Genomic DNA, 16,422 nt, shown 5'->3' on the forward strand with positions numbered 1-16,422 from the left:
AATTCCCAAAAGAGCCCGCCATACGAGCGGGCCGATGTCCCGGCGCATCGCGCCGGGTTCCGGAACGGAAGGCAGGAGACAGGAGACAACGATGGATCGCATTTCCCCGCCGCCCGCGCGGCACGATGCAGGGTCCGGCACGCCGGCCGACACCGTCGAGCGCCGCGGCGTCGACACGAAGCAGCTCAACCGCGCGGCATGGACGTGCTCGCTTGGCAGCGCGCTCGAATACTACGATTTCGCGCTGTACACGCTTGCGTCGGCGCTGGTGTTCGGGCCGCTGTTCTTTCCCGCGCAGACCGCCGAGATGCGGCTGATCGCGAGCTTCGGCACCTATTTCGTCGGCTTCGCGGTGCGCCCGCTCGGCGGCGTCGTGTTCGGCGTGCTCGGCGACCGGATCGGCCGTAAGTTCGTGTTGACCGCGACGGTGCTGCTGATGGGCATCGCGAGCACGCTGATCGGCGTGCTGCCGACCTTCGCGACGGCCGGCTACTGGGCGCCCGCGCTGCTGATCCTGCTGCGCATCCTGCAGGGGCTCGGTGCCGGCGCGGAGCAGGCCGGCGCCGCGGTGCTGATGACCGAATACGCGCCGCCGGGCAAGCGCGGCTTCTATGCGTCGCTGCCGTTTCTCGGCATCCAGCTCGGCACGGTGCTCGCGGCCGCCGTCTATTTCCTGTTGCTCGCGAACATCGACCGCGTGACCGACGGCTGGGGCTGGCGCGTGCCGTTCCTGTTCAGCGCGGCGATCGTCGCAGTCGGGATCTACATGCGCGTGCGGCTGCACGAGTCGCCGACCTTCGTGCGGCTCGAGAAGCGTGCGCAGGTCTCCGCGAATCCGCTGAAGAGCGCCGTCCGGCATTCGAAACGCTCGCTCCTGATCGGCATCGGCCTGCGGATGGCCGAGAACGGCGGCTCGTCGATCTACCAGGCGCTCGCGGTCAGCTATCTCGCCGGCGTGATCGGGATGAAAGGGCCGATCGGCGCGCTCGCGCTGGTGTGCGCGGCAACCGTCGGCGCGGGCACGGTGCCGCTGGCCGGCTGGCTGAGCGACCGCTTCGGCCGCGTGCGCGTGTATCGCACGTTCGCATGGCTGCAGCTCGCGCTCGCGTTCCCGGTGTGGTGGATCTTCAGCCACGGCAACGTGGTCGCGAGCGTGATCGCGATCTCGGTCGCGCAAGGCTTTGCGAACTGGGGGATGCTCGGCGCGCAGGCCGCGCTGCTGCCCGAACTGTTCGGCGCGCGCCATCGCTACATGGGCGTGTCGTTCTCGCGTGAAGTGTCGGCCGTGCTGGCGGGCGGGATCGCGCCGCTCGTCGGCGCCACGATCATCGCGACCGTGATCGCGCTGCACGGCGGCGACCACGCGGCCGGCGTGCGCGCCTGGGTGCCGATCGCCGCGTACCTGGTGCTGCTGACGCTGATCACGCTGTTCACGACGTCGCGGATGCCCGAAACGCTGAACCGCGATCTCGACGATCCGCTCGACGCGGCGCAGGCCGCACCGGCGCCGGACGCCGATGCGCTCGCCCGGCACGCATGAACGCGCCGGGCGGCTGATGCGGCCCGGCATGCATTCGCATTCCACTCATTTCGACAGGAGCAAGCGCAGATGGCGCACGAATCGACCCAGCGGCCCGACCTGCTGATGACGGGCCCTTACCAGCCGTGGGACGACGCATGGCTGGCCGGCTATGACGTCCACCGGTTGTGGGAAGCCGCCGACCGCGCGGCGTTCCTCTCGGAACACAGCGCCGGCGTGCGCGCGATCGCGACCCGCGGCGATCTCGGCGCGAATGCCGAACTGATCGCCGCGCTGCCGAAGCTCGAGATCATTGCATGCTATGGCGTCGGCACCGACGCGATCGATCTCGCCGCTGCGCGCGAGCGCGGCATTCGCGTGACGAACACGCCCGACGTGCTGACCGGCGACGTTGCCGACCTCGGCGTCGGGCTCGCGCTCGCGATGCTGCGCCGGATCGGCGCCGGCGATGCGTACGTGCGTTCCGGCGCGTGGCGCGACGGCGACATGCCGCTCGTCACGCGGCTCTACGGCAAACGGGTCGGCGTGGTCGGGTTCGGCCGGATCGGCACGACCATCGCGCGCCGGCTGTCCGGTTTCGACGTCGAACTCGGCTACTTCGACGTCGCACCGCGCGCGGACAGCCCGCACCGTTTCTTCGGCGATCTCGCCGGGCTGGCCGGCTGGTGCGACCTGCTGATCGTCACGCTCGCGGGCGGGCCGGCGACGCGTCACCTCGTCGGCGCGGCCGTGCTCGACGCACTCGGGCCGCAAGGCTATCTCGTGAACGTGTCGCGCGGCACGACCGTCGACGAACCGGCGCTGCTCGACGCGCTCGAACGCAACGCGATCGCCGGCGCCGCGCTCGACGTGTTCTGGAACGAACCGCGCATCGACCCGCGTTTCCTCGCGTTGCCGAACGTGCTGCTGCAGCCGCACCATGCGAGCGGGACGATCGAGACGCGCCAGGCGATGGGCTGGCTCGTGCGCGACAACCTCGCCGCGCACTTCGCCGGCGAGCCGCTGCTCACGCCGGTCGTTTGAGGAGGCTGTCATGCGTATGCGTTGCATGTGTGTCGTGATCCACGGGCCGAACGACCTGCGGGTCGAGGAACAGGACGCGGGCGAGATCGGTCCGGGCCAGGTGCGCGTCGCCGTCGCGATGGGCGGCATCTGCGGCTCCGACCTGCATTACTTCCGGCATGGCGGCTTCGGCGCGATACGGTTGCAGCAGCCGATGGTGCTCGGCCACGAGGTGGCCGGCACGGTCGCGGAAGTCGCGCCGGACGTGACGTCGGTGAAGGTCGGCGACCGCGTCGCGGTCAATCCGAGCCGCCCGTGCGGTGCGTGCCGCTATTGCCTCGAAGGCTTGCCGAACCAGTGTCTCGACATGCGCTTCTACGGCAGCGCGATGCGGATGCCGCACGTGCAGGGCGCGTTCCGCAACGCGCTCGTGTGCGACGCGGTGCAGTGCGTGAAGGTCGCCGAGCACGTGCCGCTGTCGCTCGCGGCGCTCGCCGAGCCGTTCGCGGTCGGGCTGCATGCGGTGTCGCGCGCGGGCCCGCTGATCGGCAAGCGCGTGCTCGTGTCCGGCTGCGGGCCGATCGGCGTGCTCGCGGTCGCGGCGGCGCGTGTGCACGGGGCGGCGGAGATCGTCGCGACCGACGTCGTCGAGGCGCCGCTGGCAGTCGCGAGCGCGCTCGGCGCCGACCGCACGGTCAATGCGGCGGCCGATGCCGGCTGGGTCGAGCGTTACGCCGCCGACAAGGGCACGTTCGACGTGATGATCGAGTGTTCGGGCAATGCGCGTGCGCTGCGCGACGGGCTGGACGTGATGCGGCCGCGCGGCGTCGTCGTGCAGCTTGGGCTCGGTGGCGACGTCAGCCTGCCGCAGAATGTCGTGGTCGCGAAGGAGTTGTCGATCTGCGGATCGTTCCGCTTTCACGCGGAATTCGCGCTTGCGGTGCAGTTGATCAATGCGGGGCGCGTCGACCTGCGGCCGGCCGTCACGCGCGTGTTCCCGGTGCGCGACGCGAATCTCGCATTCGAGCTGGCCGGCGACCGGCAGCGCGCGATGAAGGTGCTGATCGATTTCGCGGCCGCGTGACGGTCCGGCGCTAGCGCGCGACGGGATCGACGTCGTCAAAAAGGCACGCCCGCGATTCGCGCGGCGTGCCTTTTTTCGTCGTGCTGCGGAACCGGACTACCGCATCACTGAGTGACCTGCCGCGTGCCGACGCGCTGCGATGCGAGCCACAGCGCGATCAGCACGCCCGACAGCGCCGCACCGGCGATGCATACGCAGCGCCAGCCGTCGACACCGTACGCGACGCTTGCCGCGAACGACCCGAGCGCGCCGCCGATGAAATAGCTCGTCAGGTAGATCGTCGTCACGCGGCTGCGCGCGTTGCCGGCGAGCGCATAGATCACGCTCTGGTTCGAGATGTGCATGCCTTGCACGCCGACGTCGAGCAGCAGGATGCCCGCGATCAGCGCGGCGAGCGAGTGCGCGCCGGTCGCGATCAGCGCGAACGACGCGAGCACGGCCGCCGCGAACAGCCCCGTCGCCGCATTGCCGTGGCCGCGATCGACGAGCCGGCCGGCCGACGTTGCCGCGAGCGCACCCACTGCGCCGACGACGCCGAACAGGCCGATCTGCCCTTCGGAATAGCTGTAAGGCGGCTGGCTCAGCAGGAACGTGAGGCCCGTCCACAGCAGGCTGAAGCACGCGAACACGAGCGCGCCGTAGGTCGAGCGCAGCGCGATCAGCGGTTGCGCACGCACCAGCGCGACGAGCGACCTCATCAGTGCCGCATAGTCGAGGCGTGCGTCGCGGCGATCCTTCGGCAGCTTCACGGCGAGCACGGCGGTCAGTGCGAGCACCATCACCGCGGCGATGCCGTACACCGCGCGCCAGCCGAACCCGTCGGCGATCGCGCCGGCCGCGACGCGCGCGAGCAGGATGCCGAGCAACAGGCCGCTCATCACGGTGCCGACCGCGCGGCCGCGCGAGCGTGCATCGGCGAGCGATGCCGCGAACGGCACGAGCAGCTGCGTCGAGCAGGTGACGAAGCCGACCGCGATGTTCGCGACGACGAACATCGTGAAGTTCGTGCTGAAGGTGACCGCGACCAGCGCGACGACGTTGAGCATCAGCAGCCGCACGATCAGCGTATGGCGGTTGACCGCGTCGCCGAGCGGGACGATCAGCAGCAGGCTCGCCGCATAACCGAGCTGCGTCAGCGTGACGAGATAGCCGAGTTCGGTCGGCGCGCGGCCGAAGCTGCGCGCGATCGCGGCGAGCAGCGGCTGCGCATAGTAGATGTTGCCGATGACGATGCCGCACGCGCAGGCGAACAGCAGCGTCATGCCGCGGGTCAGGGGAGGGTGGTTGTCGTGATGCGGTTCCATGGTCGCGAAAAACAGCGGCGCCGGCCGGCGGCACGGGGCCGTCGGTTGCGCGGGGTGACGGAAATCGGGGCCGGCGTCAACGGATCGGCGGTGAACCGATGCGCGCCGGGCGGATCGCGGCCGGGCCCCGTTCGGGCGGGCGGCGGATCGCCGTGCGGCGGGCGGAGGCAGGGCGGGCCCGGGCGGGCCGCTCCGGTGCGGGAGGCAGGTGCGATACACCGGAGCGGATGTGCGTATGATGCGGGAATCGTCCCATAGCGTCCAAGACTGGATCGTTATGGTATCCATTGGTGAAACCAATACATCGGCCGCGATGCTTCTCCGCCACATCCGCTATTTCCTGGCCGTCGCCGAGCAGCGCAGTTTCACGCGCGCGGCCGACGCGCTGCACGTGTCGCAGCCGACGCTGTCGCAGCAGGTGCGCCAGCTCGAGGAAACGCTCGGCGTGCAGTTGTTCGACCGCTCGGGCCGCACGGTGCAGCTCACCGAATTCGGCGAGGTCTATGCGCGCCATGCACGCGCCGCGCTGCACGAGCTCGAGACGGGGCAGCGCGCGCTGCACGACGTCGCCGATCTCGGCAGCGGGTCGCTGCGGCTCGCGATGATGCCGACCTTCGCGGCCTACCTGAGCGGCTCGCTGATCGATGCGTTCCATGCCGATTACCCGAACGTCGCGCTGACGATCGACGCGATGCCGCAGGCGCGCATCGAAGCGCTGCTCGCCGACGACCGGCTCGACGCGGGTTTCGCATTCATGCCGCCGCGCGCGCCGGACATCGACGCGCTGCCGCTGTGGGACGAGCCGCTTGCGCTCGTGACGGGCCGCACGCACCGGCTCGCGCGGCGCCGCCGCGCACTGAGCCCGGCGGAGCTGGGTGGCGAGCGGCTGGTGCTGCTGAGCCGCGCATTCGCGACGCGCGAGAGCATCGACCGGTATTTCATCGAGCATGGCGCACAGCCGGAGATCGCGATCGAGACGAATACGATCAGCGCGGTGCTGGCGCTCGTGCGATGCGGCCGGCTCGCGACGGTGCTGCCCGACGCGATCGCACGCGAGAGCGGCGACCTGTGCGCGCTGGAGATCGATCCGCCGCTGCCGACGCGCACGGCCGCGCTGCTCACGCGCAAGGGCGCTTACCGCAGCGTCGCGGCGCGCGCGTTCATCGAGCGCGCGCTGGCGTATCGCGATCCGTCGGGCGGGTGACCGGTACGACCGGGTGGCGGCCGGGCGCCGGGCGCGTTATGCGCGCGGCGTCGGGAAGAAGATGCCCGCGCGCTGCGCGGCGTTCGCGATGTGCGTTTCGATCGCGGTGCCTGCGGCGGCCGCGTCGCGCGCGATCAGCGCATCGACGATCGCGCGATGCTCGTGCCACGTCGACAGCAGCAGCTCGCGCCGGTAGAACGGCATGCGCTGGCTTTCCTTCATGATGTCCGCGCTGCTGCGCAGCACCGATTCGATCGCCGCGTTGCCGGCCAGATGGATGATCCGCATGTGGAAGTCGAAGTCGAGCTGCGACGCTTCGTCGATTGCGTTTTCGGTCAGGGCGACGTGCAGGGCGGCGAGGTTGTCCTCGAACCACGCGATGTCCGTGTCGCTGACGACATGCGCGGCCATCCGCGCGGCGAACCCCTCGAGCGCATAACGCATCTGGTACGTATCGGGCGGCGACGACTGCTCGGCGAATTGCCACGGATGCGCGGCCGACGCCTGCGCGCTTTCGACGTACACGCCCTTGCCCGCCCGGATGCGCAGCATCCCGAGCGCTTCGAGCGTCGACAGCGCCTCGCGCAGCGACGCGCGGCTGATCTCCAGCTCCTCGGAGAGCTGGCGCTGGGCCGGCAGCAGGCTGCCGACCGGATAGACGCCTGCCTCGATCCGGTCTCGGATCGTCGCGATGGCGGCGTCGGTCACGGTATGCGGAACGCTTTTCATGATGTGAACTTTGGCCGGTCTGACCGGCATTGTAATCCGCACGCAGGCGGTGCATGACTGCCCTACGGGAAAGCCACGATTCGCCCCTTTCCAGTGCACCGGAACCGGGCGCGCAGGGGGCGGGAAATCCCTATTTCGTCCGTCCTTGACGCCACTATATCGGCTTCCTACTATCCACCATAACATCACTGGTCTTACCAGTATGAACAGACGAAACTGCAACCGTTGGATCGGGAGAGCGCCGTGTCGAAATTCCTCAATTCGCTGTTTGGCCGGGTAGTCGTCGCATTGATCCTGGGGGTCGCGCTCGGCGCGTTCTTCCCGCATTTCGCCGAGTCGTTGCGACCGCTTGGCGACGGCTTCCTGAAGCTCATCAAGATGGTCATCGGCCCGATCGTGTTCTGCGTCGTGGTCAGCGGGATGGCCAATGCGGGCGACCTGAAGAAGGTCGGCCGGGTCGGCCTGAAAGCCGTCATCTACTTCGAGGTCATGACGACGCTCGCGCTCGGCATCGGGCTCGTGCTCGCGTGGCTCACGCGCCCGGGCGTCGGGATGAACATCGACCTGCGCTCGCTCGACGCAGCGTCGCTCGCGTCGTACGCGAAGAACGCCGAAAGCCTGAAGGACACGGCCGGCTACCTGATGAAGATCATCCCCGAGACCGCGATCGACGCGTTCGCGAAGGGCGACATCCTGCAGATCCTCGTGTTCGCGGTGCTGTTCGGCTCGGCGCTGTCGCTGCTCGGCGACAAGGCGCAGCGCGTCAACTCGCTGGTCGAGGAACTGTCGCACGTGTTCTTCCGGATCATCGGCTTCATCATCAAGCTCGCGCCGCTCGGCGTGCTCGGCGCGATCGCGTTCACGACCGGCAAGTACGGCGTCGCGTCGCTCAAGCAGCTCGGCTACCTCGTCGCGGTGTTCTACCTGAGCTGTTTCGTGTTCGTCACGGTCGTGCTCGGCACGGTGATGCGGCTCGCGGGCTTCTCGGTGTTCAAGCTGATCCGCTACCTGCGCGAGGAACTGTCGATCGTGCTCGGCACGGCGTCGTCGGACGCGGTGCTGCCGCAGGTGATGAGCAAGCTCGAATACATGGGCATCAAGGATTCGACGGTCGGCCTCGTGATCCCGACCGGCTATTCGTTCAATCTCGACGGCTTCTCGATCTACCTGACGCTCGCGGTGCTGTTCATCGCGCAGGCCACCAACACGCCGCTGTCGACGCACGACCTGATCGTCGTGCTGCTCGTGTCGCTCGTCACGTCGAAGGGCGCGCACGGCATTCCGGGTTCGGCGATCGTGATCCTCGCGGCGACGCTGTCGGCGATCCCCGCGATTCCGGTGCTCGGCCTCGTGCTGATCCTGCCGGTCGACTGGTTCGTCGGCATCGCCCGCGCGCTGACCAACCTGATCGGCAACTGCGTCGCGACGGTCGTCGTCGCGGTGTGGGAGAACGACATCGACCGCGCCCGTGCGAAGCGCGTGCTGAACCGCGAGCTGCGCTACGTGCCGGCCGACGAGGCAGGCAATGCGGCGCCGGTCGCCGGCGACCAGGCCCACGCGCTCTGAGCGCGGCCCCGCGCGTATCGGCTTCCCCGGCCGTGTCGCGCGATCGAATTTCCTGCGGCCGGCCCGACGATGCGCCGGCCCCTCACAAGATAGTGGAGACGACATGGCAGCCCCCATCCTCGATCCGAACGCGCCGGCCTTCACGCGGCGTTACATGAACCTCGCCGACCCGCGCCTCGGTGCGCAGGCGCTCTTTGCCAGCGACGAATTCTTCGCGCCGAAGGAGCGCATGCTGAATCCCGAGCCGGCCGTGTTCATCCCCGGCAAGTACGACGACCACGGCAAGTGGATGGACGGCTGGGAAACGCGCCGCAAGCGCACGACCGGCCACGATTTCTGCGTGGTGCGCCTCGCGCGGCCGGGCGTGATCTACGGCGTCGATCTCGATACGAGCCACTTCACCGGCAACTTCCCGCCGGCCGCGTCGATCGAGGCGTGCGCCGTCGACGGCGACACGCCGCCCGACGACGCTGAATGGCGCCCGATCGTCCCCGCGACGACGCTGCAGGGCAATGCGCATCACTACGTGAGCGTCGACGACGCGCAGCCGGTCACGCACCTGCGCGTGAACCTGTATCCGGACGGCGGGCTCGCACGGTTGCGCGTGTACGGCCAGCCGCAGCGCGACTGGCGCCGCGTGCCGGCCGGCGAACTTGTCGATCTCGCGGCGATCGAGAACGGCGGCTATCTGGTGGCCGCGAACAACCAGCACTTCGGGCCGGCATCGCAGATGCTGATGCCGGGGCGCGGCGCGAACATGGGCGACGGCTGGGAAACGCGGCGCCGCCGCGAGCCCGGCAACGACTGGGCGATCGTCGCGCTCGCGCGGCCGGGCATCATCCGGCGCGTCGAGGTCGACACGGCGTTCTTCAAGGGCAATTTCCCCGATCGCTGCTCGCTGCAGGCCGCGCACGTCACGGGCGGCACCGACGATTCGCTGGTCACGCAGGCGATGTTCTGGGCCGAACTGCTCGGCGAGCAGAAGTTGCAGATGGATCATGTGCACACGTTCGACTCGCTCGCGGCGCACGGCCCCGTCACGCACGTGCGTTTCAACATCTTCCCCGACGGCGGCGTGTCGCGCCTGCGTCTGTGGGGCGAGCCGGCCTGAAGGAGGGCAACGTCATGACCGGATCCCGCATCCTGCGCGTCGAGCGCCTGACCCGCGACGCGTTCGCGCCGTTCGGCGACGTGATCGCGCTCGAAGGCGCACGGCATTTCCCGATCAACGGCGGCACGACCGAGCGCTTTCACGATCTCGCGACGATCGACGTGTGTGCGGACGGCGGCCGGCCGCTCGTCAGCGTGTTTCGCGCACAGCCGCGCGCGCTGCCGGTCGCGGTCACGCTGATGGAGCGCCATCCGCACGGCAGCCAGGCGTTCATCCCGCTCGCGGCCGTGGCGCGCTACGCGATCGTCGTCGCGCCGGCCGGCGACTTCCGGCCCGACGCGATGCGCGCGTTCCTCGCCGAAGGCTGGCAGGGCGTGAATTATGCAAAGGGTGTCTGGCACCATCCGCTGCTCGCGCTCGACGCGGTCAGCGACTTCGTGATCGTCGATCGCGGCGGGCCGCAGCCGAACTGCGACGAGATCCCGCTCGACGGCGCATGGGCGCTCGAATTCGAGCCGGCCTGCGCGAGCGTCGAAGGGCATTCGTAAGCCTTCCGGCGGCCCGCGCGCCGCGCGACGCGATCCGGAAAAGAACACGGCCCGGGCGGCGAGATGCCGGCCGGGCCGTGCTGCGTGCGCGGGTGGCGCGAATCAGTGCTTGCGGTGCGGGCAGTTCTCGGTCGTGCACGAACCGTACATCGCGAGCGAGTGCTCCTGGAGCCGGAAGCCGCGCTCCTTCGCGATCGCCTGCTGGCGGCCTTCGATCTCGGCGTCGAAGAATTCCTCGACACGGCCGCAATCGAGGCACACGAGGTGGTCGTGGTGCGAGCCTTCGTTCAGCTCGAACACGGCCTTGCCGGATTCGAAGTTGCTGCGCGTGAGCAGGCCGGCCTGCTCGAACTGCGTGAGCACGCGATAGACGGTGGCGAGCCCGATGTCGAGCTGCTCGTTGAGCAGGTTCCGGTAGACGTCTTCAGCCGTCAGGTGGCGCACGGGGCTCTGCTGGAAGATCTCGAGAATCTTGAGGCGCGGTAGGGTGGCCTTTAGCCCGATATTCTTGAGATCCGTCGGATTGGTCATGGCTAGGCATCCCTAGAGTACAATGCAGGGCTTCAATGTTACCGGCTTTTCGCCGTTCCAGAAACACGCGCGACCTGTACGCGGGTCAGCACGGTGAAGGAAATGATCCCAGAATCGCTTTCGCACTTTCAGAGGAGTCGCATGCGGAGTGCCATCATCGCTGCCGCCGCCGTCGTCGCGCTGGCGGGTTGTTCGTCGTACGACAGCGTGACGCAGCGCATTGCGCAGAGCATCACGCCCTATCGGATCACCGTCGTGCAGGGCAACTTCGTGTCGCAGGAGAAAGCCGCGCAGTTGCAGGCCGGCATGACGCGCGAGCAAGTCCGCGCACTGCTCGGCACGCCGCTGCTCGCGGACATGTTCCACGCGGATCGCTGGGATTACCTCTTCTACTTCAAGCGCGGCTCGACGTCGATCGTCCAGCAGCGTGACCTCGTGGTGACCTTCTCGGGTGACCGTCTCGCGGGCTGGACCGGCGCCGACAACCTGCCGTCCGAGCTCGACCTGCTGGCCGACATCGACGGCGACCGCGGCGGCAAGAAGGCGAAGGCTGCCGAGGCGGCGAAGAAGGCGAGGGCCGCTTCCGAGGCCGCCGCCGCGAGCGCTGCGCAAGCGGCGAACGCGCCGGCGCCGGAAGCCGTCGCCAGCCCGGCCGCCGCGCCGGCGTCCGGCGCAGCGGTCGACCAGGACGCGAACGCACAGGCTGCCCGCGCGGCGAACCGCGCGACCAACCAGGTGTCGGGGCAGGGTTCGGCTTCCCGCCGCTTCACGCCGTCCGCGCAGGCTTCGGGCGGCGCGCCGGTGCCGGGCGGCCAGCCGCCGGGCGCCGCGCCGGCGATCCAGCCGCAGTTCCAGTTCCATCGTCCGCCGCAGCCGAACGTGTCGAACGAGGCGTCGCCGCCCGTCGGCCCGCAAGGCTCGGACAACCTGCAGAACCAGCCGCTCACCGCACCGGCGCAGTAAGCCCGGCTTGCGGAACCAGGGCGGCTCGGGCCGCCCGCCTTTAGACCTGTCGTGTAGAAAGCCATGAAGATTGCGATTGCCGGCGCATCGGGCCGAATGGGCCGGATGCTGATCGAAGCCGTTCTCAACGAACCCGACGCGCAGCTCGTCGGCGCGCTCGACCGCGCCGATTCGCCGTTCCTCGGCCAGGACGCCGGTGCGTTCCTCGGCAAGGAAACCGGGATCAAGCTGACCGACGACCTCGACGCCGTGTTCGCGCAGGCCGACACCCTGATCGATTTCACGCGTCCGGAAGGCACGATGGCCCACATCGAGGCCGCACTGCGCCACGACGTGAAGCTCGTGATCGGCACGACCGGCTTCACCGCCGAGCAGAAAGCCGGGCTGCAGGCTGCTGCGGCCAAGATCGGCATCGTGTTCGCGGCGAACATGAGCGTCGGCGTGAACGTCACGCTGAAGCTGCTCGAATTCGCGGCGAAGCATTTCTCGCACGGCTACGACATCGAGATCATCGAGGCGCATCACCGCCACAAGGTCGATGCGCCGTCGGGCACCGCGCTGATGATGGGCGAAGCCGTCGCCGGCGCGCTCGGCCGCTCGCTCGACGCGTGCGCGGTCTACGGCCGTCACGGCGTGACGGGCGAGCGCGATCCGTCGTCGATCGGCTTTGCGGCCGTGCGCGGCGGCGATATCGTCGGCGACCACACCGTGCTGTTCGCCGGGATCGGCGAGCGCATCGAGATCACGCACAAGTCGTCGAGCCGCGTGTCGTACGCGCAAGGCGCGCTGCGCGCGGTCCGCTTCCTGTCGGCGCGTGGCGCCGGCCTGTTCGACATGCAGGACGTGCTCGGCCTGCGCTGACCCCACGGGGAAACTCCGATGGCGATACCCACCGGCGTTGTCCACTACCTCGAAAGCGGCGATGCGATCACGCATGCGGTCGCCTATGTCCTGCTGGCGATGTCCGTCGCCAGCTGGTGCTTCCTCTTCATGAAAGCCTGGCTCCTGGTCCGCGCGAAGCGGCAGGGGCCGCGTGCGCTCGCCGCGTTCTGGCGCGCGCCGTCGCTCGACGCGGGCATTGCCGCGCTCGCCGGCGCCGATCGCGAGCGCGTGTTCGTGCCGCTCGCCGAAGCCGCACGCGACGCTGCCGACGATCACGACCCGGCCGCGCTGGCCGCGCGCGTCGAGCGCAGCGAACGCGTGCTGCGCGCGCTGCGTCACGCGATGCTGCGCTCGCAGCGGCGTCTCGAATTCGGCCAGGTGCTGCTCGCGTCGATCGGCAGCACCGCGCCGTTCGTCGGGCTGCTCGGCACCGTGTGGGGCATCTACCACGCGCTCGGCAGCATCGCCGCGAGCGGGCAGGCGCAGATCGAGAACGTCGCGGGGCCGGTCGGCGAGGCGCTGATCATGACCGCGTTCGGGCTCGTCGTCGCGATTCCCGCGGTGCTGGCCTACAACATCCTCGGGCGGCTCGTCCGGCAGCTCGCCGAGGAACTCGACGGTTTCGCGCGCGACCTGCACGTGTTCGTGTGCGCAGAGGGCGCCTGACGGACGGGCCCGGGAGAAACGACCATGGCATTCGGTGGGCTCGAGCACCACAAGACGTCCGCGCCGATGGCGGAGATCAACATGACGCCGCTGATCGACGTGATGCTCGTGCTGCTCGTCATCTTCATCATCACCGCGCCGCTGATGACGCACGCGATCCGGCTCGACCTGCCGAAGGTCGCCGCGAGCGTCGCGCGCGACACGCCGCAATCCGTCACTTTGTCGATCGACGACGCGGGCAAGCTGTACTGGGACGATGCACCCGTGGCGCTCGACGCGCTGCCCGCGCGCTTCCGGGCTGCTGCCGCGGGCGCCGCGCCGCCCGAGCTGCGGCTGCGCGCATCGCGCGCGACGCGCTACGACGTGATCGCGCAGGTGATGGGGGCCGCGCAGGCCGCGGGCCTCACGCGGATCGGTTTCGTGACCGACATGCCGCCGCAGGCGGGCGCCGCCGCGCCGGCTGCCGCCGCGGCAAGACCCTGACACGCCGTCGTTGCGGGCCCCGGCCCGCGAGACCGGCCGTGCGAGCCCGCACGGGCGGTATAATCGACGTTTTCCCCGGCGCGGGAACAGCCAGCCTGTTCCCGCGCCGGGCGAGCACGATTTTCGATCCAATCCTGCGCGCGAGCCGTCGCGCCGCTTAAAGCCTAGCCCGAACCACACCATGCACGAGAGATACGTACCCGCCGACGTCGAAGCCGCCGCCCAGGGCGACTGGCGCGCAGCCGATGCCTACAAGACGCAGGAAGATTCGCAGAAGCCGAAGTTCTACTGCGTGTCGATGCTGCCCTATCCGTCCGGCAAGCTGCACATGGGTCACGTGCGCAACTACACGATCAACGACGTGATGTACCGCTATCTGCGTATGAACGGCTACAACACGCTGATGCCGATGGGCTGGGATGCATTCGGGATGCCGGCCGAGAACGCCGCGATGGCGAACGGCGTGCCGCCCGCGAAGTGGACCTACGACAACATCGACTACATGAAGGGCCAGATGCAGTCGATGGGCCTCGCGATCGACTGGTCGCGCGAGATCGCGACGTGCAAGCCCGACTACTACAAGTGGAACCAGTGGCTGTTCCTGAAGATGCTCGAGAAGGGCATCGCGTACAAGAAGACGGGCACCGTGAACTGGGACCCGGTCGACCAGACCGTGCTCGCGAACGAGCAGGTGATCGACGGTCGCGGCTGGCGCTCGGGCGCACTCGTCGAGAAGCGCGAGATCCCGATGTACTACCTGCGGATCACGCAGTATGCGGATGAGCTGCTGAACGACCTCGACGGCCTCGGCTGGCCGGAGCGCGTGAAGATCATGCAGCAGAACTGGATCGGCAAGAGCTTCGGCGTGAACTTCGGCTTCCCGTACGAACTCGACGGCGAGCAGAAGCTGCTGCGCGTGTTCACGACGCGCGCCGACACGATCATGGGCGTCACGTTCTGCGCGATCGCGGCCGAGCATCCGCTCGCCACGCGCCTCGCCCAGGACAAGCCCGAGCTGCTTGCGTTCATCGACGAATGCAAGCGTGGCGGCGTCGCCGAAGCCGATGTCGCGACGATGGAAAAGAAGGGCGTCGCGACGGGCTTTTCGGTCAAGCACCCGCTGACCGGCGAGCCGGTCGAGGTGTGGATCGGCAACTACGTGCTGATGAGCTATGGCGAAGGCGCGGTGATGGGCGTGCCGGGCCACGACGAGCGCGACTTCGCATTCGCGAAGAAGTACGACCTGCCGATCAGGCAGGTGATCTCGTCCGAAGGTCAGGCGTACTCGCTCGACGCATGGCAGGAATGGTACGGCGACAAGGAAACCGCGGTCTGCGTGAACAGCGGCAAGTACGACGGCCTGCGCTACGCGGAAGCGGTCGATGCGGTTGCGGCCGACCTGAACGCCGGCGGCTTCGGCGACAAGCAGGTCACGTGGCGCCTGCGCGACTGGGGCGTATCGCGCCAGCGCTACTGGGGCACGCCGATCCCGATCATCCACTGCCCGTCGTGCGGCGACGTGCCGGTGCCGGAGCAGGACCTGCCGGTCGTGCTGCCGGAAGACCTCGTGCCGGACGGCTCGGGCAACCCGCTCGCGAAGTCGGAAGCATTCGTGAACTGCGCGTGCCCGAAGTGCGGCGCGGCCGCGAAGCGTGAAACCGACACGATGGACACGTTCGTCGACTCGTCGTGGTACTTCTCGCGCTACACGGCGCCGGACGCCGACACGATGGTCGACGCGCGCACCGATTACTGGATGCCGATGGATCAATACATCGGCGGCATCGAGCACGCGATCCTGCACCTGCTGTATTCGCGCTTCTGGACCAAGGTGATGCGCGACCTCGGCCTCGTTAAGTTCGGCGAGCCGGCGAAGAACCTGCTCACGCAGGGGATGGTGCTGAACGAAACGTTCTACCGCGAAGACGCATCGGGCAAGAAGACCTGGTACAACCCGGTCGACGTGACGGTCACGCACGACGACAAGGGCCGCCCGGTCGGCGCGACGCTGAACGCGGACGGCCAGCCGGTCGTGCTCGGCGGCATCGAGAAGATGTCGAAGTCGAAGAACAACGGCGTCGATCCGCAGGTGCTGATCGACCTGTACGGCGCCGACACCGCGCGCCTGTTCACGATGTTCGCGGCGCCGCCCGAGCAGCAGCTCGAGTGGTCGGGCGCGGGCGTCGAGGGCGCGAGCCGCTTCCTGCGCCGCGTGTGGAGCTTCGGCTATGGCAACCGCGAAGCGCTTGCGGTTCGTGCGGGCTTCGATGCCGCTGCGCTCGGCGAAGCCGACAAGGCACTGCGCCGCGAGATCTACAGCGTGCTGAAGCAGGCCGATTTCGACTACCAGCGCCTGCAGTACAACACGGTCGTGTCGGCCGCGATGAAGATGCTGAACGCGATCGACGGCGCGAAGGGCGCCACGCCCGGCGTGCTGCGCGAGGCGTACGGCGTGCTGCTGCGCGTGCTGTACCCGGTCGTGCCGCACGTCACGTTCGAACTGTGGAAGGCGCTCGGCTACGCGGACGAATTCGGCCCGCTGCTCGATGCGCCGTGGCCGAAGGTCGACGAGGCCGCGCTCGAGCAGGCCGAGATCGAACTCGTGCTGCAGGTGAACGGCAAGGTGCGCGGCGCGCTGAAGGTCGCCAAGGACGCGAGCCGCGAGGCGATCGAAGCCGCGGCGGTGGCCGACGAAGCGTTCGCGAAGTTCAGCGACGGCAAGCCGGCGAAGAAGATCGTCGTCGTGCCGGGCCGCCTCGTGAACATCGTCGTCTGACGGCCGCGGCCGTCGGACGTACCCAGAAGGAGC

At 68.8% G+C, this 16,422-nt stretch carries 15 protein-coding genes; 12 read left to right on the forward strand and 3 right to left on the reverse strand.

Annotated elements, in window-relative coordinates; translation table 11 throughout:
* Window positions 1-91: 91 nt before the first annotated feature.
* From ACWMMN_RS02960 to ACWMMN_RS02970, 3 genes are all read left to right on the forward strand, one after another.
* Complete coding sequence (locus ACWMMN_RS02960) at window positions 92-1,540, forward strand: MFS transporter (protein ID WP_059236185.1); 1,449 nt, start codon at window positions 92-94, stop codon at window positions 1,538-1,540.
* Between the two features lie 69 nt (window positions 1,541-1,609).
* On the forward strand, window positions 1,610-2,563 hold the full coding sequence (locus ACWMMN_RS02965) for a 2-hydroxyacid dehydrogenase (protein WP_059236183.1): 954 nt from the start codon (window positions 1,610-1,612) through the stop codon (window positions 2,561-2,563).
* Window positions 2,564-2,573: 10 nt separating this feature from the next.
* On the forward strand, window positions 2,574-3,626 hold the full coding sequence (locus ACWMMN_RS02970) for an L-idonate 5-dehydrogenase (RefSeq protein WP_486422960.1): 1,053 nt from the start codon (window positions 2,574-2,576) through the stop codon (window positions 3,624-3,626).
* Between the two features lie 104 nt (window positions 3,627-3,730).
* Here the strand turns inward: ACWMMN_RS02970 and ACWMMN_RS02975 are convergent, their stop codons facing one another.
* Window positions 3,731-4,930 (reverse strand): MFS transporter, encoded by a 1,200-nt coding sequence (locus tag ACWMMN_RS02975; protein ID WP_486422961.1) that lies wholly within the window; start codon window positions 4,928-4,930, stop codon window positions 3,731-3,733.
* Between the two features lie 313 nt (window positions 4,931-5,243).
* On the opposite strand from ACWMMN_RS02975, the gene cynR reads away from it, so the two are divergent.
* Window positions 5,244-6,134 (forward strand): transcriptional regulator CynR, encoded by an 891-nt coding sequence (gene cynR / locus ACWMMN_RS02980; RefSeq protein WP_486422962.1) that lies wholly within the window; start codon window positions 5,244-5,246, stop codon window positions 6,132-6,134.
* A gap of 36 nt (window positions 6,135-6,170) precedes the next feature.
* On the opposite strand, the gene ACWMMN_RS02985 is transcribed toward cynR, so the two are convergent.
* Window positions 6,171-6,893, reverse strand: coding sequence for a FadR/GntR family transcriptional regulator (locus ACWMMN_RS02985; protein ID WP_174993275.1), 723 nt, complete (start codon window positions 6,891-6,893; stop codon window positions 6,171-6,173).
* Between the two features lie 213 nt (window positions 6,894-7,106).
* Between ACWMMN_RS02985 and ACWMMN_RS02990 the strand changes: the two genes are divergently transcribed.
* From ACWMMN_RS02990 to ACWMMN_RS03000, 3 genes are all read left to right on the forward strand, one after another.
* On the forward strand, window positions 7,107-8,429 hold the full coding sequence (locus ACWMMN_RS02990) for a C4-dicarboxylate transporter DctA (RefSeq protein ID WP_486422963.1): 1,323 nt from the start codon (window positions 7,107-7,109) through the stop codon (window positions 8,427-8,429).
* A gap of 103 nt (window positions 8,430-8,532) precedes the next feature.
* Window positions 8,533-9,540, forward strand: a complete 1,008-nt coding sequence (alc, locus tag ACWMMN_RS02995; protein ID WP_059236172.1) for an allantoicase — start codon at window positions 8,533-8,535, stop codon at window positions 9,538-9,540.
* Between the two features lie 14 nt (window positions 9,541-9,554).
* Window positions 9,555-10,088 carry an ureidoglycolate lyase gene (locus ACWMMN_RS03000; RefSeq protein ID WP_174993273.1) on the forward strand — a complete coding sequence of 178 codons (534 nt, stop codon included), beginning with the start codon at window positions 9,555-9,557 and terminating at the stop codon, window positions 10,086-10,088.
* 102 nt (window positions 10,089-10,190) lie between these two features.
* On the opposite strand, the gene fur is transcribed toward ACWMMN_RS03000, so the two are convergent.
* Window positions 10,191-10,619, reverse strand: coding sequence for a ferric iron uptake transcriptional regulator (gene fur / locus ACWMMN_RS03005; protein ID WP_011350926.1), 429 nt, complete (start codon window positions 10,617-10,619; stop codon window positions 10,191-10,193).
* A gap of 141 nt (window positions 10,620-10,760) precedes the next feature.
* Here fur and ACWMMN_RS03010 point away from each other — a divergent pair, with 141 nt between their 5' ends.
* The 5 genes from ACWMMN_RS03010 to leuS all read left to right on the forward strand — a co-directional run bounded on the left by ACWMMN_RS03010 (window position 10,761) and on the right by leuS (window position 16,389).
* Window positions 10,761-11,582 carry an outer membrane protein assembly factor BamE gene (locus tag ACWMMN_RS03010; protein ID WP_174993272.1) on the forward strand — a complete coding sequence of 274 codons (822 nt, stop codon included), beginning with the start codon at window positions 10,761-10,763 and terminating at the stop codon, window positions 11,580-11,582.
* 63 nt (window positions 11,583-11,645) lie between these two features.
* On the forward strand, window positions 11,646-12,443 hold the full coding sequence (dapB, locus tag ACWMMN_RS03015; RefSeq protein WP_059236167.1) for a 4-hydroxy-tetrahydrodipicolinate reductase: 798 nt from the start codon (window positions 11,646-11,648) through the stop codon (window positions 12,441-12,443).
* An 18-nt stretch (window positions 12,444-12,461) separates the two neighbouring features.
* Window positions 12,462-13,130 carry a MotA/TolQ/ExbB proton channel family protein gene (locus tag ACWMMN_RS03020; RefSeq protein WP_174993271.1) on the forward strand — a complete coding sequence of 223 codons (669 nt, stop codon included), beginning with the start codon at window positions 12,462-12,464 and terminating at the stop codon, window positions 13,128-13,130.
* Between the two features lie 24 nt (window positions 13,131-13,154).
* The gene (locus ACWMMN_RS03025) at window positions 13,155-13,613 is read left to right on the forward strand and encodes an ExbD/TolR family protein (RefSeq protein ID WP_059236163.1); all 459 of its coding nucleotides are present in this window, start codon (window positions 13,155-13,157) and stop codon (window positions 13,611-13,613) included.
* A 181-nt stretch (window positions 13,614-13,794) separates the two neighbouring features.
* A complete protein-coding gene (gene leuS / locus ACWMMN_RS03030) occupies window positions 13,795-16,389 on the forward strand; it encodes a leucine--tRNA ligase (protein WP_059236160.1) in 2,595 nt (864 codons plus the stop codon).
* The last annotated feature ends 33 nt before the right edge of the window (window positions 16,390-16,422 follow it).

It is taken from the genome of Burkholderia cepacia complex sp. TUM26381 (assembly GCF_057439935.1).